The 17,233-nt window shown below is 53.9% G+C and carries 16 protein-coding genes and 1 tRNA gene; 8 read left to right on the top strand and 9 right to left on the bottom strand.

Annotation, left to right across the window (positions count from 1 at the left end; translation table 11 throughout):
• Window positions 1-98: 98 nt before the first annotated feature.
• The gene (gene epmB, locus UC14_RS20820; RefSeq protein ID WP_112198357.1) at window positions 99-1,127 is read right to left on the bottom strand and encodes an EF-P beta-lysylation protein EpmB; all 1,029 of its coding nucleotides are present in this window, start codon (window positions 1,125-1,127) and stop codon (window positions 99-101) included.
• 38 nt (window positions 1,128-1,165) lie between these two features.
• Between epmB and efp the strand changes: the two genes are divergently transcribed.
• The 3 genes from efp to UC14_RS20805 all read left to right on the top strand — a co-directional run bounded on the left by efp (window position 1,166) and on the right by UC14_RS20805 (window position 2,209).
• Window positions 1,166-1,732 carry an elongation factor P gene (gene efp, locus UC14_RS20815; protein WP_013573742.1) on the top strand — a complete coding sequence of 189 codons (567 nt, stop codon included), beginning with the start codon at window positions 1,166-1,168 and terminating at the stop codon, window positions 1,730-1,732.
• A 95-nt stretch (window positions 1,733-1,827) separates the two neighbouring features.
• Window positions 1,828-1,956, top strand: a complete 129-nt coding sequence (locus tag UC14_RS20810) for an entericidin A/B family lipoprotein (protein ID WP_013573743.1) — start codon at window positions 1,828-1,830, stop codon at window positions 1,954-1,956.
• 118 nt (window positions 1,957-2,074) lie between these two features.
• Window positions 2,075-2,209, top strand: coding sequence for an entericidin A/B family lipoprotein (locus UC14_RS20805; RefSeq protein ID WP_013573744.1), 135 nt, complete (start codon window positions 2,075-2,077; stop codon window positions 2,207-2,209).
• Between the two features lie 89 nt (window positions 2,210-2,298).
• On the opposite strand, the gene blc is transcribed toward UC14_RS20805, so the two are convergent.
• The 5 genes from blc to frdA all read right to left on the bottom strand — a co-directional run bounded on the left by blc (window position 2,299) and on the right by frdA (window position 6,265).
• Complete coding sequence (gene blc / locus UC14_RS20800; protein ID WP_013573745.1) at window positions 2,299-2,823, bottom strand: outer membrane lipoprotein Blc; 525 nt, start codon at window positions 2,821-2,823, stop codon at window positions 2,299-2,301.
• Between the two features lie 124 nt (window positions 2,824-2,947).
• Window positions 2,948-3,307 carry a fumarate reductase subunit FrdD gene (gene frdD / locus UC14_RS20795; protein ID WP_014333645.1) on the bottom strand — a complete coding sequence of 120 codons (360 nt, stop codon included), beginning with the start codon at window positions 3,305-3,307 and terminating at the stop codon, window positions 2,948-2,950.
• Window positions 3,308-3,316: 9 nt separating this feature from the next.
• The gene (gene frdC / locus UC14_RS20790) at window positions 3,317-3,727 is read right to left on the bottom strand and encodes a fumarate reductase subunit FrdC (protein WP_112198356.1); all 411 of its coding nucleotides are present in this window, start codon (window positions 3,725-3,727) and stop codon (window positions 3,317-3,319) included.
• 11 nt (window positions 3,728-3,738) lie between these two features.
• A complete protein-coding gene (locus tag UC14_RS20785; RefSeq protein ID WP_153376587.1) occupies window positions 3,739-4,464 on the bottom strand; it encodes a succinate dehydrogenase/fumarate reductase iron-sulfur subunit in 726 nt (241 codons plus the stop codon).
• A gap of 1 nt (window position 4,465) precedes the next feature.
• Window positions 4,466-6,265, bottom strand: coding sequence for a fumarate reductase (quinol) flavoprotein subunit (gene frdA, locus UC14_RS20780; protein ID WP_014411553.1), 1,800 nt, complete (start codon window positions 6,263-6,265; stop codon window positions 4,466-4,468).
• A 283-nt stretch (window positions 6,266-6,548) separates the two neighbouring features.
• On the opposite strand from frdA, the gene epmA reads away from it, so the two are divergent.
• The 3 genes from epmA (at window position 6,549) to UC14_RS20765 (ending at window position 10,609) form a co-directional block, all read left to right on the top strand.
• Entirely contained in the window at window positions 6,549-7,526 is a 978-nt protein-coding gene (gene epmA, locus UC14_RS20775) for an elongation factor P--(R)-beta-lysine ligase (protein ID WP_013573750.1), read from the top strand.
• 265 nt (window positions 7,527-7,791) lie between these two features.
• The gene (locus UC14_RS20770; RefSeq protein ID WP_013573751.1) at window positions 7,792-9,156 is read left to right on the top strand and encodes a uracil-xanthine permease family protein; all 1,365 of its coding nucleotides are present in this window, start codon (window positions 7,792-7,794) and stop codon (window positions 9,154-9,156) included.
• A gap of 94 nt (window positions 9,157-9,250) precedes the next feature.
• Window positions 9,251-10,609, top strand: coding sequence for an 8-oxoguanine deaminase (locus UC14_RS20765; protein WP_112198355.1), 1,359 nt, complete (start codon window positions 9,251-9,253; stop codon window positions 10,607-10,609).
• Between the two features lie 65 nt (window positions 10,610-10,674).
• Here UC14_RS20765 and mscM read toward each other — a convergent pair whose 3' ends face one another.
• The 3 genes from mscM to rsgA form a co-directional block, all read right to left on the bottom strand.
• Entirely contained in the window at window positions 10,675-14,043 is a 3,369-nt protein-coding gene (gene mscM, locus UC14_RS20760; protein WP_112198354.1) for a miniconductance mechanosensitive channel MscM, read from the bottom strand.
• A gap of 47 nt (window positions 14,044-14,090) precedes the next feature.
• Complete coding sequence (gene asd, locus UC14_RS20755; protein ID WP_112198353.1) at window positions 14,091-15,068, bottom strand: archaetidylserine decarboxylase; 978 nt, start codon at window positions 15,066-15,068, stop codon at window positions 14,091-14,093.
• Between the two features lie 182 nt (window positions 15,069-15,250).
• Complete coding sequence (gene rsgA, locus UC14_RS20750; protein ID WP_013573755.1) at window positions 15,251-16,288, bottom strand: small ribosomal subunit biogenesis GTPase RsgA; 1,038 nt, start codon at window positions 16,286-16,288, stop codon at window positions 15,251-15,253.
• A 126-nt stretch (window positions 16,289-16,414) separates the two neighbouring features.
• Between rsgA and orn the strand changes: the two genes are divergently transcribed.
• Together orn and UC14_RS20740 are read left to right on the top strand one after the other, a co-directional pair.
• Window positions 16,415-16,969, top strand: coding sequence for an oligoribonuclease (gene orn, locus UC14_RS20745; protein ID WP_014411558.1), 555 nt, complete (start codon window positions 16,415-16,417; stop codon window positions 16,967-16,969).
• A 184-nt stretch (window positions 16,970-17,153) separates the two neighbouring features.
• A tRNA-Gly gene (locus tag UC14_RS20740) sits at window positions 17,154-17,229 on the top strand.
• Window positions 17,230-17,233 lie beyond the last annotated feature (4 nt).

Below are 17,233 nucleotides of genomic sequence, written 5' to 3'. Positions count from 1 at the left end.
CGTTCAGTCACCCGAATCACTTACCTGAGTAAGCTCATCGGGACTCCATCACTTGCCGCCTTCCTGCAACTTGAATTATTTGGGGTTGGAAGAACGTGTTAAGACTGCTTCAGCCGCAGATCCAGAATGGTTTTGCTCGGCTCGCCGCCAATTTCACGGGTCAGTTTCGGTACCATATAACCTGACACTTTACTCATCAGCCCTTTCATAATGACGCGCGCTTCGTCGTCGTTCACCATGAAATGCGCCGCACCCTGTACTTTATCCAGCACGTGGATGTAGTAAGGCAAAATACCCGCGTCAAACAGCGCGTTGCTCAGTGTCGCCAGCACATCAGCAGAATCATTAACGCCCCGCAGCAGCACGCTCTGATTGAGCAGCGTCACGCCATGGCTTTTCAGCTTCGCCATGCTGGCGCGCAATGCATTATCAATCTCATTGGCGTGATTGATATGCGTCACCATCAGCACCTGAAGACGTGATTTTTCAAGGCGCTGGCAGAAGGCATCCGTGATACGTGCAGGGATAACCACCGGCAAACGGGTATGAATACGCAGCCGCTTAATGTGCGCGATCTCTTCGAGTTCACCGATCAACCAGTCGAGTTCATGATCCTTGGCCATCAGCGGATCACCACCGGAGAAAATAATTTCATCGAGTTCCGGGCGAGTGCGGATATAATCCAGCGCCTGAACCCAGTTAGCCTTATTTCCCTGGTTGTCCTGGTACGGGAAATGACGACGGAAACAGTAGCGGCAATTTACCGCACATCCGCCTTTCACCAGTAACAGGGCGCGATTGCTATACTTGTGCAACAAACCCGGAACAACGCTGCGTTGTTCATCAAGCGGGTCAGTGGTAAAGCCCGGCGCGGCAATAAATTCCTCGCGTGCGGTCAATACCTGAAGCAATAAAGGATCCTGTGGATCGCCCGGCTGCATACGTGCCACAAAGGCGCGGGGCACGCGAAGCGGGAACAAACGACGGGCTTCACGCCCACTTTGCAGTTCTGCATTGTCGTTAAGTGCCAGAAGAGTAAGCAGTTCATCCGGGTCAGTGATAACATCGCCGAGTTGATACAACCAATCTTCTCTAAATGGCGTGTTTAGGGTTACAATGTTTGCCATTTTTTTGGCTAATACCAGTTTAAAATTAGAGGGCCATCATGGCGACTTATTCTAGCAACGATTTCCGTCCGGGTCTTAAAATCATGTTCGAGGGCGAGCCTTACGCTATCGAATCCAGTGAATTCGTAAAACCAGGCAAAGGCCAGGCTTTCGCACGCGTTAAAATGCGTCGTCTGCTGACCGGTTCCCGTGTAGAAAAAACCTTCAAATCTACTGACTCATGCGAAGGCGCTGATGTTGTAGATACCAACATGAACTACCTCTACAACGACGGTGAGTTCTACCACTTCATGCACCCTGAGACTTTCGAACAGCATCAGGTTGAAGAGAAAACTGTTTCTGACGCCTCTAAATGGCTGCAGGACAACGCAGAATGTATCGTGACGCTGTGGGATGGCCGTCCTATCGCTGTTCAGCCACCAAACTTCATCGAAGCTGAAGTTGTGGACACTGATCCTGGCCTGAAAGGTGATACCGCAGGTACCGGCGGTAAGCCAGCGACCCTGAGCACCGGCGCTGTGGTTAAAGTGCCATTATTCGTGCAGATCGGCGAAATCGTCCGTTGTGACACCCGCTCTGGCGAATACGTTTCCCGCGTTAAATAAGTTCTCAATACTTATTACGCCGGATGAAAGCTGCCACAGGTGAATGCCTGTCGCAGCTTTCCAGCCCCAACTTGTTGAATGGGATTATGTTTACCATGTTGAAGAAGATGATGTTTATCGTGGTTTCAGTGATGCTGCTGGCTTCGTTATCCGGCTGCAACACGGTTCATGGTTTCGGTGAAGACATCCAGCATCTGGGTGGCGCAATTTCCAAAGCAGGCTGATCCCTTCAGCCTCGTTTTACCAAATGTCTTAAAATCCTGCCTGTTCCCTTCTATATCCAGAAAATTAGCTACACTAAAAGTGTCGTACTTTACATTCTCTTATAGGAAGGAAATTTATATGCTGAAGAAAAGTATCCTCGCTATCTTGTCTGTTCTTATCTTGTCTTCTGCTTTAACAGCCTGCAACACCACGCGTGGCGTAGGTGAAGATGTGTCTGCCGGTGGGGAAGCCATTCAGAAAAGCGCGCAATAGCGAGCGAATAACGTTAAGTAAACTGATGTCTGCCTGCACGTTGATGCAGGCAGTGTTGTTTTTATGGCGCGAGTTTTATGGTGTAAGCATCAAGGCTGTTTCACCCACACCAGTTTGCTGGTATCAAATCCGTACTGCTGCGCCGTTTGCAGAAGTTGCTGCTTCACGCTGTCATCCAGCGTTGGCGTACGGGACAGGATCCACAGATAGCTTTTATCCGGTCCGCAGACCAGCGCGTAACGATAATCTTTATCCAGTTCTATGACGTTATAACCGCCATAGAACGGACCGAAGAATGACACTTTCAGCGCCGCGCGCGCAGGTGATCCGGTGAAGTAACCTTTGCCCTCACTTTCCTGCCATTTATTCTTCTGCGGATTAAACCCGCGATTAATCACTTTTACGCCGCCATCATCGCGCAGGCTGTAATTGGCGGTGACGCGTTCCAGTCCGCTTTCAAAACTATGGTCCAGTCTGGCGACTTCATACCAGGTACCGAGATAGCGGGTGAGTTCGAAATTATTGACGACTTTGACGTCAGCAGGCGGCGTTACGCTGCACGCGACTGACATAAGTGCTGTGATGATAACGCTGAGTTTTGACCAGATACGCATGGAGTTTCCTTCCTTAGTATGTTCTCTAAGTGTAGGTAACAAAAAAGAAAAAGGGAAAACCTGCGGATAAAGAATGAAAACAGCGGCCAGAGAGATGGCCGCTGGAAAGTCAGATCTTTGCGGATCAGAGGCGGATCAGCACGATAAGGGTGACGATACTTAAGATCGTCGCCAGCCCGTAGAACACCCATTTTCCGGCCGGAACGTGGATCTTCAGGTCGTGCATGCAGTGATGGATCCGGTGCAGACCGCACCACAGAGGCAGCACGATCATCAGCAGCAGGAACAGACGCCCGATCCCGCTTTGCGCAAATGCCAGCACGCGTGGATAGCTCAGTGCGTCGCCGGGGAAAAAGCCCAGCGGCAGCAGGAAGCACACCAGCAGAATCATCACCGGCGCAAAAATTGCGCTCCACATACCACCCGCGCCAAACAATCCCCAGAACACCGGCTCGTCTGAACGTTTAGGAAGAGTATTTTTCATGTCGCCTCCTTAAAGAAACAGTGCGATGACGAGAACAACCAGCGTCACAACGATCGTCACGCCCCAGAAACCGGCAATCACCGGTTCAGGTCCCATCTTTTTACCTTTCAGCACCAGGATGGAGGCTTTCGGTGCCAGTTCGAACCAGGTTTTGGTATGCAACAGGGCCGCAAGCAGGGCGATCAGGTTAATCAGCAAGACCACCGGATTTTGCAGAAAATTCACAAAACCCGCCCAGCTTTCAGGCCCGTTACGTAACGAGCAAACCCCTGCCAGCAGTAAGAGACTGAACCATACTGCCGGAACCGCCGTGCCCTCACGCAGCATATAAAAACGGTAGAACGGTAAATTTTTCCACCAACTGGCTTTCATCTCACGCACGTAGGGTTTACGTTTGCTGCCCGTACTTTGAGTCGTCATATTTTCCTCCCTCATTGCGGTCTCAGCCTCGCGATCATGAAGTCTTTCGAACTTTCGACTTTGCCTTGCTGAATGGCGGCGGCAGGGTCGACGTGCTTCGGACAGACTTCGGAGCAATAACCGACGAACGTACAACTCCAGACACCATTCTGACTGTTGAGCTGTGGCATACGTTGTGCTTTGCCGTGGTCACGGTTATCGAGGTTGTAACGATGCGCCAGCGTGATAGCTGCCGGGCCGATGAATTCAGGATTCAGTCCAAACTGCGGGCAGGCGGCATAACATAAACCACAGTTGATACAGCCGGAGAACTGGTGATATTTCTCCATTTGCGCCGGAGTTTGCTTGCCCGGGCCTTCGCCGACCGTGCGGGTATTGCCGATAATGTAAGGTTTGATGGCTTCGAGGCTTTCGATAAAGTGGGTCATATCGACCACCAGATCACGTTCCACCGGGAAGTTCCCCAGCGCCTCAATCTGCATACCGTCCGGATATTCCCGCAGGAAGGTTTTGCACGCCAGCTTCGGCACCCTATTCACCATCATGCCGCACGAGCCGCAGATTGCCATACGGCACGACCAGCGATAGGAAAGGTCAGCGGCCAGATGATCTTTGATGTAGCCCAGAGCATCGAGCAGTGACGTTGTTTCATCGAAAGGCACGTCATACACCACCGGATGCGGCGCGCTGTCCGTTTCCGGGTTGTAGCGCATGATCTCAACCTTCAGGCTGCGCATTTTAGCCACGTGATTGCTCCTTATCTTTTTTATCGTGAGTCTCAGATTCCCCGCCGTACACGCGTTTTGCCGGTGGCAGCGTGGTAATTTTCACGTCGCCATATTCGAGACGCGGGGCGGAATCTGGCTGATAAAAGGCCAGAGTATGTTTGAGGAAATTCACGTCATCGCGTTCGGTACAGCCTTCATCGAGACGCTGATGGGCGCCGCGTGATTCGCGACGATTGATGGCGGAATGCGCCATACATTCTGCTACTTCCAGGCCATGACCCAGTTCGATGGTATACAGCAGGTCGGTATTAAAGACACTGGAGGTATCCTGAATTTTCACCCGTTTGAAGCGTTCTTTCAGTTCGGCCAGTTTATCGATGGTTTTTTGCATCAGCTCGGTAGTGCGATAAATCCCGCAACCTTCTTCCATCGCCAGACCCATTTCGTCACGGATGGCGGCCCAGCTTTCGTCGCCTTCCTGTGCCATCAGCGCGGCAACACGGTTTTCGATATCACGCACCTGCGCTTCGAGTGCGGCGCTGTTGCCGGTGTCTTTGGCTTCAACTGCGCGTTCTGCCGCTTTTTCACCGGCCATACGCCCGAACACCACCAGTTCTGCCAGTGAGTTTGAGCCGAGACGGTTGGCGCCGTGCAGACCGACGGACGAACATTCGCCGACCGCAAACAGACCTTTGATGCGGGTTTCACACTGTGCATCGGTTTCAATGCCGCCCATGGTGTAGTGCGCGGTAGGGCGAACAGGGATCGGGTCCGTAATCGGATCGACGCCGACATACGCTTTGGCCAGTTCGCAGATGAACGGCAGACGTTCACGCAGTTTTTTCTCGCCGAGATGGCGTAAATCCAGATATACCACGTCGCCACGCGGCGTTTCGATGGTGCGTCCGGCGCGCCATTCGTGCCAGAACGCTTGTGATACTTTGTCACGCGGGCCGAGTTCCATGTATTTGTTTTTCGGCTCGCCCAGAGGGGTTTCCGGCCCCATGCCGTAATCCTGCAGATAACGGTAACCGTCTTTGTTGACCAGAATGCCGCCTTCACCGCGGCAGCCTTCTGTCATCAGGATGCCGGAACCCGGCAGGCCGGTCGGGTGATATTGCACGAACTCCATGTCGCGCAACGGAATGCCATGGCGGAACGCCATGCCCATGCCATCGCCGGTGACGATACCGCCGTTGGTGTTGTAACGGTAAACACGGCCTGCGCCGCCGGTCGCCATGACCACGGCGTTAGCCCGAATTTGCACGCGTGTGCCTTCCATCATATTGATGGCGACGACGCCGCGTACCTGGCCTTCATCGACCAGAATATCGAGGACGAAATGCTCATCGAATCGTTTGATTTGTGGGTATTTCAGCGAGGTCTGGAACAGGGTGTGCAGCATATGGAAGCCGGTTTTATCCGCGGCAAACCAGGTGCGTTCGATCTTCATTCCGCCGAAGCGGCGAACATTGACGGAACCGTCATCCTTACGGCTCCACGGACAGCCCCACAGTTCAAGCTGGGCCATTTCAGTCGGGCATTGATGAACGAAATGATCCACCACGTCTTGCTCACACAGCCAGTCGCCTCCGGAAACGGTATCCTGGAAGTGAAAATCAAAGCTGTCGTGATCTTGCGTCACAGCGGCAGAACCGCCTTCGGCCGCCACGGTGTGGCTGCGCATTGGGTACACTTTCGAAATCAACGCGATATTCAGGTTGGGATTGGCTTCCGCTGCGGCTATTGCTGCGCGTAAACCCGCCCCACCTGCACCTATAATTGCAATGTCGGCGTTAAAGGTTTGCACTGCATTCCTCCACTATCATCAATGAGATCGGGTTTGAAACACCCGCGAAAAGCTCTTCATAATCGAAGAGTTAGTGAACCCCGATGACATACAGGCGCTGTCCCGGTGGCTGATATTCTTATTGTTTGTAAGAGAATTATTATACCAAAGGGGTAGTCATGGTAATTTGATGTGAATGCAGGTTTAGGCTTTCTCTGCATTGCGCTTCGTAAAATGAGATATTTGTTTGCCTGCGGGGATGCAGGTAGACTGCATGACTTTTCTGAATTCGGAGTAAATCACCATGAGCGAAACAGCAAGCTGGCAACCCAGTGCTCCCGTCGCCAATTTGTTGAAGCGTGCGGCTATCCTCGCTGAGATTCGACGTTTCTTTGCCGATCGCGGCGTACTGGAAGTTGAAACGCCAGCAATGAGCCAGGCCACGGTGACCGACATTCATCTGGTGCCGTTTGAGACGCGTTTTGTCGGGCCGGGTGCGGCTGATGGCATGACGTTGTATCTGATGACCAGCCCGGAATATCACATGAAACGTTTGCTGGCTGCGGGCAGCGGGCCGATTTATCAGATGGGACGCAGTTTCCGTAATGAAGAAGCCGGGCGTCATCATAATCCGGAATTCACCATGCTCGAATGGTACCGTCCGCGTTATGACATGTACCGTCTGATGAATGAAGTGGATGATTTACTCCAGCAGGTTCTCGATTGCGATAGTGCTGAAACCCTGTCTTATCAGCAGGCGTTTACCCGCCATCTCGGTGTGGATCCGTTATCCGCCGACAAAACGGAACTGCGTGAAGCGGCGGCAAAACTGGATTTATCCAACATTGCTGATACCGAAGAAGACCGTGACACCCTGCTACAGTTGTTGTTTACGATGGGTGTAGAACCGCACATTGGTCGCGACAAACCAACATTCGTCTATCATTTCCCGGCCACGCAGGCCGCTCTGGCAGAAATCAGTACGGAAGATCACCGCGTCGCCGAGCGTTTCGAGGTGTATTACAAAGGCATTGAGCTGGCGAATGGTTTCCGTGAACTGACGGATAGCCGTGAGCAGCGTCAGCGTTTCGAGCAGGATAACCGCAAACGCGCGGCACGCGGCCTGCCGCAGCATCCTGTCGATAACAATCTGCTGGATGCGTTAGAACACGGTATGCCGGAGTGTTCAGGTGTGGCGCTGGGTGTTGACCGCCTGATTATGATTGCGCTGGGTGCTGCCAGCCTGAGTGATGTCCTGGCCTTCCCGGTGACACGCGCCTGATGAGTGCTTAAGCCCTGTTCCCAAGGTCAGGGCTTCCTTCCACGATTTCCCTTTTTTGCCCCTTCATTGTGCAATAAACCCAAAACTGCACTTTTACTGAAACAAAAGTACCTAAATGACGCAGCGCTGATTTTAAAGTTTCAGTGCTGGCCCTTTCTCGCCAAGCGCCATAAACAGGGTCTTCTGCCTGAGTTAAGCTAAATTTTTTGCTGCTGGCCTGATTTATGCATTACCGGATCATCACTTATTATCCGGAAAACTCGTTATGTCAGAATCCAACGACAAAGAACTTCTTTATGGACTGGAAGAGCGCATTGCACCGGCACCGGCATTTTTCACCGCCATCCAGCACGTGCTGGCAAGCGTGGTCGGAATTATCACGCCGCCGCTGATTATCGGCTCGGTTCTCGGGCTGAATGCCTACTTGCCTTATCTGATCAGCATGTCTTTGCTGGCTTCCGGCATCGGGACATTTATTCAGGCGCGCCGGTTTATGTCGGTGGGCGCGGGGATGATTTGTTTGCAAGGTACCAGTTTTGCGTTTCTGGGGGTGATCCTCTCCGGCGGTATGTTGGTGAAAAGCCGCGGTGGCTCTCCTGAAGACATCATGGCGATGATTTTTGGGGTGAACTTTGTGGCGGCGTTTATCCCGCTGCTGGTTAGCCGGTTTATCGGGCAGATGCGCCGCGTGTTTACACCGCTGGTCAGCGGCACCGTAATCGCGCTGATTGGCATCAGCCTGATTAAAGTCAGCATTACCGACTGGGCGGGCGGCCATGGTGCCGCGAATTTCGGCGCACCGGCTAACCTCGGGCTGGGGGCACTGACGCTGCTGGTGATTGTCGCCTGCAACCGCATCGACGTGCGCTGGCTGCGCCTTTCATCAATAGTTTTAGGCATTGTTGTCGGCTGTATCGCCGCTGCGCTGACCGGCCATCTGACGGTGAAACCTTTGCAGGGCGACTGGTTTGCATTGCCGCAACTGTTCCGTTTTGGTTTTAAGTTTGACTGGATTATTTTTGTGCCGATCGCGCTGGTATCGTTTATCAGCATCCTGGAAGCGGTGGGTGATCTGACCGCTAACTGCATGTTGTCGCAGCAACCGATTGAAGGAGAAAGCTTCCGTAAACGTCTGCAGGGCGGGATTCTGGCTGACGGTATCAGTTGCCTTATCGCCGCAGCCTTCTCGTCATTTCCTAACACAACATTTGCACAGAACAATGGCGTGATCCAGATGACCGGCGTCGCCAGCCGTTTTGTCGGCATGTATATTGGCGCGGTATTACTGGTGCTAGGCCTGTTTCCGTTTATCGGCGAAGTGTTGCAGCAAATTCCTGCGCCGGTGCTGGGTGGCGCAACGCTGGTGATGTTTGGCAGCGTGGTCGCGGCGGGTATCCGAATCATGACGCAGTCGCCGGTCGGACGTCGTGAAATGCTGATAATTGCCATCGCCTTTGGCATCGGTCTGGGCATTGAAGCCGTGCCAGATGTGCTTGGTCAGTTCCCGCCCATCGTCGGTAATATTTTCGGGCATGCCGTGACCAGCGGTGGCGTTATCGCTATTCTGCTCAATTTACTGATGCCTGCAGAACGCACCAGCGTGGTCGCGGAGGAGATCAAGGTTCACTGAAATTCTGCGCGTTGCGCCCCTGGATCAGCAGACAGGGCATAACTGAGCTGACTCACTTTTTGAATTTAATGTGACCTTAAAAAGGAAGTCAGACATGTCAGAGCAACGCACGTGGATCAAAAATCCGCTGGCGGTTTTTACCGCCAATTCACTGGATGCCCGTGGCGGCATCGTCACTGAAGGGCAGAAAATTGCTGAGTTGCTGACCGCGGGTCAGCCACCTTCGCAGCCGGTAGATCATATTTATGATGCCTCCGAGTCTGTACTGCTGCCGGGGCTGATTAACACTCATCATCATTTTTATCAGACGCTGACCCGGGCCTGGGCGCCCGTGGTCAACGTGCCGTTATTCCCGTGGCTGAAAAAACTTTATCCCGTCTGGGCGCGTTTAGGGCCGGAGGCGCTGGGCCTGGCAAGCCGCGTCGCAATGGCTGAACTGTTGCTCTCCGGTTGCACTACCACCACTGACCATCATTATCTTTTCCCGCAGGGCATGGAGGAGGCGATCGATGTGCAGGTGGACGTCGTCCGTGAGCTGGGCATGCGTGCATTGCTGACGCGCGGCTCGATGAGTCTCGGTGAAGAACAGGGCGGTCTGCCGCCGGAGCAAACAGTGCAATCGGGCGAGGTGATTTTGCAGGACAGCCAGCGTCTGATTAACCGCTATCATCAGCGCGTTGAGGGCGCGTGGATGCAGATTGCGCTGGCGCCCTGTTCGCCGTTTTCGGTCACCACTGAGATTATGCGTGAGAGCGCGAAACTGGCGCAGCGGGAAGATGTCCGGCTGCATACCCATCTGGCGGAAACGCTGGATGAAGAACAGTTTTGCCTGAAAATGTTTGGTCTGCGTACAGTCGATTATCTGGAAAGCGTTGGCTGGCTGAGTGACCGGACATGGCTGGCACACGGTATTCACTTTAACGACGACGAAATCCGCCGTCTGGGCGCGGCGGGCACCGGTATCTGTCATTGTCCGGTGTCGAATATGCGGCTGGCTTCCGGTATGTGCCCGACGCGGGATCTGGAGGCCGCTGGCGTGCCGATTGGTCTGGGCGTTGACGGTTCGGCGTCGAATGACGCATCAAACCTGATGTATGAAGCGCGACAGGCGCTGTATCTGCAACGTCTGAAATACGGGGCGGAATATGTCACGCCGGAGCGAGTGCTGGGCTGGGCGACGCGCGGTTCGGCGAAGCTTATCGGTCGCGATGATATCGGGCAGATTGCCGTGGGCAAACAGGCTGATCTGGCGCTGTTTAAACTCGATGAATTACGTTTCAGCGGCAGTCATGATCCGATTGCCGCGCTGCTATTGTGTGGTGCGGAAAAAGCCGATCGGGTGATGATCGGCGGGAAATGGCGGGTGACTGACGGTGAAATTGTCGGCATGGATATCAAATCGCTGATCTCTTTGCACCGCAACGCTGCTGCAGCGCTAATCGCGGATCTGTAAACTCCATCAGCCAATGTGCTTAAAAAAGGGCAGAAGAATCTGCCCTTTTGCTGTTCTCTTTTCTCTTACAAATCGCCCGGTGAGCGCGAACTGTTTCCGCTGCGGCCACTTCCGCTGCTGCTGGTAAAGGTCGCGTTATTGCCATTTTGCGCGCGGTGCAGTGTTTCCATACGCACCTGGAATGGCGGGAATGGCAGTGTAATGCCGTGCTCGCGGAATCCAGACAGGATCAGTTGGTGAATTTCATGGCGAAGCGGCATACGGTGCGCCATTTCAGCGGCATGCATACGCAGCTCGAAAATCTGAATCCCCTGCTGGAGATCCACCAGATAGGCTTCCGGCGCAGGCATATCAAGCACCAGCGAACAGCGATGCGCAGCGTTGAGCAGAATTTCTGTCACTTCTTCACTGTTGGCTTCCGACGGTGCAGGCACGGTTAGCACCACACGCGTGACGGAATCCGACAGCGACCAGTTGATGAACTGCTCGGTGATAAAGGCCTTGTTCGGCACGATAATCTCCTTGCGGTCCCAGTCAGCGATCGTCGTGGCACGGGTGTTGATCCTGGTGATACTGCCGGTCAGGTTGCGGATCGTTACGGTATCGCCGATACGGATCGGTTTTTCAAACAGGATAATCAGGCCGGAAATAAAGTTAGCGAAGATCTCCTGCAAACCGAAGCCGAGACCGACACCGAGTGCCGCCACCAGCCATTGCAGTTTTGCCCACTCGATCCCGATCAGCGAGAAACCGGTCAGGCCGCCAATCAGCAGCAATACGTATTTGGTGACGGTCAGTACGGCATAGCCGGTACCCGGCGTCAGATCCAGGTGTTGCAGCAGCGCCAGTTCCAGCAACGCGGGCAGATTACGCACCAGTTGCGTGGTGATAATCAGCACCAGAATGGCGATCAGCACCGATCCGAGGGTGATCGGCTGCATGCTTTCCACGCCCTGAACTGTAGACGCAACCTGCCAGAGATGAATATTTTCCAGGAAAGAGAAGGCCGAGTGGATTTCAGACCACAGGAAGATCACCGAGATCAGCGCGATCAACGTCAGCAGAGAACGCACCAGCCGCAGCGACTGGGCAGAGATGGCATCCAGATCCACCACCGGTTCCTCAATCTCGACCGTGCCTTCATTGCTGGTGCTGATCTGATGGCCATCTTCCTCACCACGGGCGCGTTGATTCAGCATTTCCGCACGGCGCTGCTTGGCGCGTTCGAAGGCGATACGACGTCGCTGAATCAGCATCCAGCGGCGGATAATGTGATAAATCACCAGCAACACGAACCAGATGGCGACCGAGGTTTCCAGGCGGGCCAGCAGCGCCTGTGAGGTCGCGAGGTAGCCCATCAGTGAAGCCAGCGCAGCGACAATCGGTGCGCCCAGCAGCATCCACCACAGCGTCTTGTTAATGATGTTTTCGCTGTTGCCTTTTTTATCGTGATACAGCGGAATGCCCGCGCGTTTCAGACTATTGGTGACCAGTGCGACCACCAGACACAGAATCACGAAGCACAGACGCCCCAGCGTATTAGAGAACTCGCGATCGTTGAGATTATCGAAGGTAATCAGCGCCATAATGAGCGGCACCAGCACCCAGATCGACAGCGCGTAATAGCGCAGTGCCCTTGACACCGCACGCTGCGGCCAGCCGAAGTGTGCCACAAACAATCCCTGAGGATGTGCCAGCGCGGCGCTGACCATAAACGCCCACAGGATTGGCAACGTCGCGGTGACGCCATCGCCGATCGCCACCGCAATCGGATACGGCCAGGCACTTTGCAGCCCGAATCCCAGCGCGGCCCACAGCACAGGTAACGGCATCGCCACCAGAATTGACCAGAACACGGTACGCAGGGTCAGCGAGAAATGATCCTGCGTGACTTTGCCGACTTTACTGTTGGCACGTTCCAGAAATGCATAATAGTGCTTGCGGGAACTGATGCTGATAATCACCAGAATCAGTGCGCCAAACAGCGGCAACAGTGTTTCTTTGCTGGTGACCATCATCATCGACGCGCCGCCAAGCTGGCTGAGCGAATCCAGCGAGACCAGCCGTTTCAGGTCATGCGCGACCTGCACCGGGTAAGAAATGCCGATGGCGCTGACGTCTGCCACCCAGAACAGATAACGGTGGGCGGCGTCATGTACGTCATTCAGCGCCTCCACCAGTTGGCTGTTTGCCACTTTCAGCTTGGTCAGTTCAAGAATTTGGGTATCGCAACCCGAGAGCAGGGAATTGAGCAAATCACGTTGCGTCCGCAGCTGCGCATCCAGAATTTTTTGCTGATCTGTGGTGAGCGGTTTGCCATCGTCCTGCCGCGCCTGGCGGTAAATAGCCTGCTTATCCAGCAAATCTTCATAGTGCAGACGCTGAACGCGCAACTGGCCCATATCGCGGTCAAGCTGTTGCGGTTTTGGCATATCCGGCAGACGCGCAACCTGCGCCCTCAGCGTTTCGCCAAGTAAATTAGACGCGCCAAGCCACTGCGCCTGTTCGCGAATGGTATTAATCGCCTGACGTACCTGCTGAGTCTGTGCAGCGGCCTGACGTTGTTGAGAGGAAATCAGGTCCATCCGCTGCGCCTGCTGATTCAGCGCCAGCGACAACTCGCGGTTTGCCTGTAACTGCTGACTGATCGAGTGTGGCAACTCGCCACTCTGTTCGGCCAGCAGCTCGGTTTTTTCCAGCGCCTGTTCGGCTTCCTGCTGACGTTGATTATTCAGCGTGTTGCGTAAAACCTGTAATTGCTGATCAAGAAAATCGGCGCGCTTTTTGTAGAGATCGGTGCGCATCCGCGACAATTCCTGCCGGTTATTGGCAGAAAGCTGAGCCAGTTCCAGTTCATCCACCTTCGCTTTGCGCGCTGCGGATTCGGCCTGAAGCGCGCTGAGTTGCGCCTGCGCCAGGGGTGAGGAGGTGGCCGCCGCTGTCGCCGCCTGTATGCGCTGATCGATGTCGCTCAGCGCGTTGCGGGCTTCGGATTGCTGTTGCGGGATCAGACTTAGTGAGTCGCTGATGTCACGGGAACGATCCTGCTCCTGACGTAACTGGCGGGTTTCTTCCAGTTGCTGGCTGCTGACTTGCAGAATTTGCTGCTCGAGCTGAGCGGCTGAGATGCTGTTATCCAGCGCGGGTGGCTTGTCAGGCTGATTTCGCAATTCCTGGCGCAGGGCCTGCGTCAGTTTTGGAAAATCATCAATGACCTTTTGATATTCCGCCGTGCGCCCGGCTGAAACACTGGCTTCATTCAGCCAGTTGAGTGCGCTTTGCAGCGCCTCAACCACCTGCGTCTGATTGGCCATTTCTTTGTTGGCTTCCGCCTGTTTCAGCTCCTGTTTGAGCTGATCTTCAGTCGGGGCTGCACCCGCCATCAATGGCAGGGACAGCAGTAAACTCATCAGCAGGGCGGGGATCAGGCGCACTCGGTCACATCCTTTTTCTCAGTTCTTTTCGTCTGTTCAGGGCGAACTTAATAATCTTTCGGGACTTGTGGTTCAGCCGTTGCCACACCAGCAGGTGTTTCTGTTGCTACAGGTACTTCTGTTGCTGGTGCTTGCGCGTCAGTTGTTGCGGGTGCCGCTGCGCGCAGCGCTTCAGCGAACGGTTCGCCCATGCGGGTCACGGTGCCATTGCTCAGATTCGGCATGAAGCGAATTTGTTTAGCGGCAAACAGGTTGATCACCGTAGAACCCAGTTTGAAACGGCCCATTTCCTGACCTTTTTCCAGCGCGATGGCACCTTCTTCGCCCGCCGCCGGATAGGTCCAGCGTTTGATAATGCCTTCGCGTGGTGGTGTGACACCGCCGGCCCAGACGGTTTCAATGCTGCCGACAATCGTTGCGCCGACCAGAATCTGCACCATCGGCCCGAATTCAGTATCAAAGACGCAGATGACGCGTTCGTTACGGGCGAACAGATTTGGCACATTCGCGGCGGTCAGCGGGTTGACGGAGAACAAATCACCCGGCACATAAATCATTTCGCGCAGCACGCCGTCACACGGCATATGCACGCGGTGATAATCCCGTGGTGCCAGATAAATGGTGGCGAACTGGCCGTCTTTGAACTGCTCAGCCAGCAGATAGTTACCCGCCAGCAGCGCTTCTAAACTGTAGAAATGACCTTTAGCCTGGAACAGCTTGCCATCGGTAATTGCCCCTAACTGGCTAACTGCGCCGTCGGCTGGCAGGCAAAGCATATCCAGACCGCTGACGACCGGACGTGCGCCATCGCGCAGCGGACGCACGAAGAATTCGTTAAATGTGGTGTAAGATTTGAGATCCGGGTTTTGCGCTTCTTTCATGTCGACGTTATAAAAACGCGCAAACGCTTTGATCACCCAATGGGTCAGCGTGGCCGCACGTTTGTCCGCGCCCCAGCCAGCAAGACGGGTCAGTCCTTGTTTAGGAAGTAAGTATTGCAGTTTGATTTTGATACTGTCCAGCACGGGGAAAACCTCTTGGATGGTATGAATGACCGGCGTTACCGGTCATTTTGCAGGAGACCCTGAAATCAGTTCAGGGTCACGCAGTGTTGTATGGCGGAGGATTGTAACGGGGTGAAATCAACGGTTCAACTTCCGTTAACCTCACCCGTTTGCCATTAACATGTTAATTCAATTAATTAGCATTACAGCGTGTCGAAGTTTTTACGTGTTTTTACGTCTTCCATGCTTTCCAGAATGCGGTGGTAGTTGTCGAAACGTTCTTCGGCTATTTCACCCCGGTCTACGGCGTCACGGATTGCACAGCCCGGATCGCTGCCGTGTTTGCAGTCACGGAATTTGCAGTAGCCAAGGAAAGGACGGAATTCGACAAAGCCCTGGGTGATTTGCTCTGGCGCAAGGTGCCATAAGCCGAATTCACGCACGCCCGGGGAGTCGATGACGTCGCCGCCATGCTGGAAGTGATACAGACGCGCTGCGGTGGTGGTGTGCTGACCCAGGCCTGAGTTATCAGAGACTTCATTCACCAGAATTTGTTTTTCATCCGGTGGCAGCAGGGCGTTCAGCAGGCTGGATTTGCCTACGCCTGACTGGCCGGCAAAAATACTGATGCGGTCAGTCAGCGCCTTTTCAAACGCAGGCATGCCTTCGCCGGTCTGGCTCGACACTTCGAGTACGCGATAATTGATATTGCGGTAGATATCCATCATGCCCTGAACGAATTTACGGCCTTCGTCGTCGAGCAGATCGATTTTATTGAGCACAATCAGCGGCTCAACTTCAACGGTTTCGCACGCTACCAGATAACGGTCAATAATATTGAGCGACAGCTCCGGCAGAATGGCGGAGACAATGACGATCTGGTCAATGTTTGCGGCAATGGGTTTGACGCCATCATAGAAATCAGGGCGTGTCAGAACGGAAGTTCGTTCGTGGACCGCCTCGACGATACCTTTCACACTGGTATTTTCCCCGGCGCGCCATACAACGCGGTCACCGGTGACCAGAGAACGGATGGTACGGCGGATATTGCAACGGTGCTGGCTGCCGTCGGCCGCTTCAACGTCCGCATGCATCCCGAAACGGCTGATGACAACGCCGTCCTGCGGTTCGCCATGCAGAGAATCGTCCAGCTCTTTTCGTTTGTCGGTCTGTGTCAGACGACGCTGATGGTTAGTCTGAACGCGACGTTGTTGCCCTTTAGACAGTTTTGACTTAGTCACTGCGCCTCACTTGACTGGCTTTAATCGCTCGGTGCGACCAAAACGACTATGATACCAGCTATTTTATAGTAATTGCCCGAATGACGGAGATCTCCGTCAACTCTCTACTTTGTAACAGGACACATCATGGCTGCAAATGACTCGAACTTAATTTGGATCGACCTGGAAATGACCGGTCTGGATCCTGAACGTGACCGCATTATTGAGATTGCCACGCTGGTGACGGACGCGCATCTGAACATTCTGGCCGAAGGGCCGGTGATGGCGGTGCATCAGTCTGATGCTCAGCTGGCGCTGATGGATGACTGGAATGTGCGTACGCACACCGGCAGCGGTCTGGTGGATCGCGTCAAAGCCAGCCCGTTTGATGACAATGCAGCCCAGCAAAAAACTATCGAGTTCCTGCGCGAGTGGGTTCCGGCGGGGAAATCGCCGATTTGCGGCAACAGCGTCGGGCAGGACCGACGTTTCCTGTTTAAGTATATGCCGGAGCTGGAAGAGTATTTCCATTACCGTTACCTGGATGTCAGCACGCTGAAAGAACTGGCGCGTCGCTGGAAGCCGGAAGTGCTGGCCGGTTTTAAAAAGCAAAATACCCATCAGGCCCTGGATGATATCCGTGAATCCGTCGCTGAATTAGCCTACTACCGCGAACATTTTATTAATCTCCAGAATAACTGAAATCTTTTTTATTGCGCTGCGGAGCACGAAATCACCGTGTTTCGCTGATTAATTCATCTCTTTGATGTTTTAATCGACACTTGAACGAAAAATTCATTTTTTTGCTTTCAGGGGCTTGCGGCTAAAAGGATTTCTCGTATAATGCGCACCCCGTACCGATGAAGAATTTCGTTGAGTGCGCAGAGCGGGAATAGCTCAGTTGGTAGAGCACGACCTTGCCAAGGTCGGGGTCGCGAGTTCGAGTCTCGTTTCCCGCTCCAAATT

This window comes from Rahnella sp. NRRL B-41462, from assembly GCF_003263525.1.
Taxonomy (GTDB): domain Bacteria; phylum Pseudomonadota; class Gammaproteobacteria; order Enterobacterales; family Enterobacteriaceae; genus Rahnella; species Rahnella aceris.
Note: the sequence above shows the minus strand (reverse complement) of the source record. Positions and strands in the feature narration are given on the sequence as shown.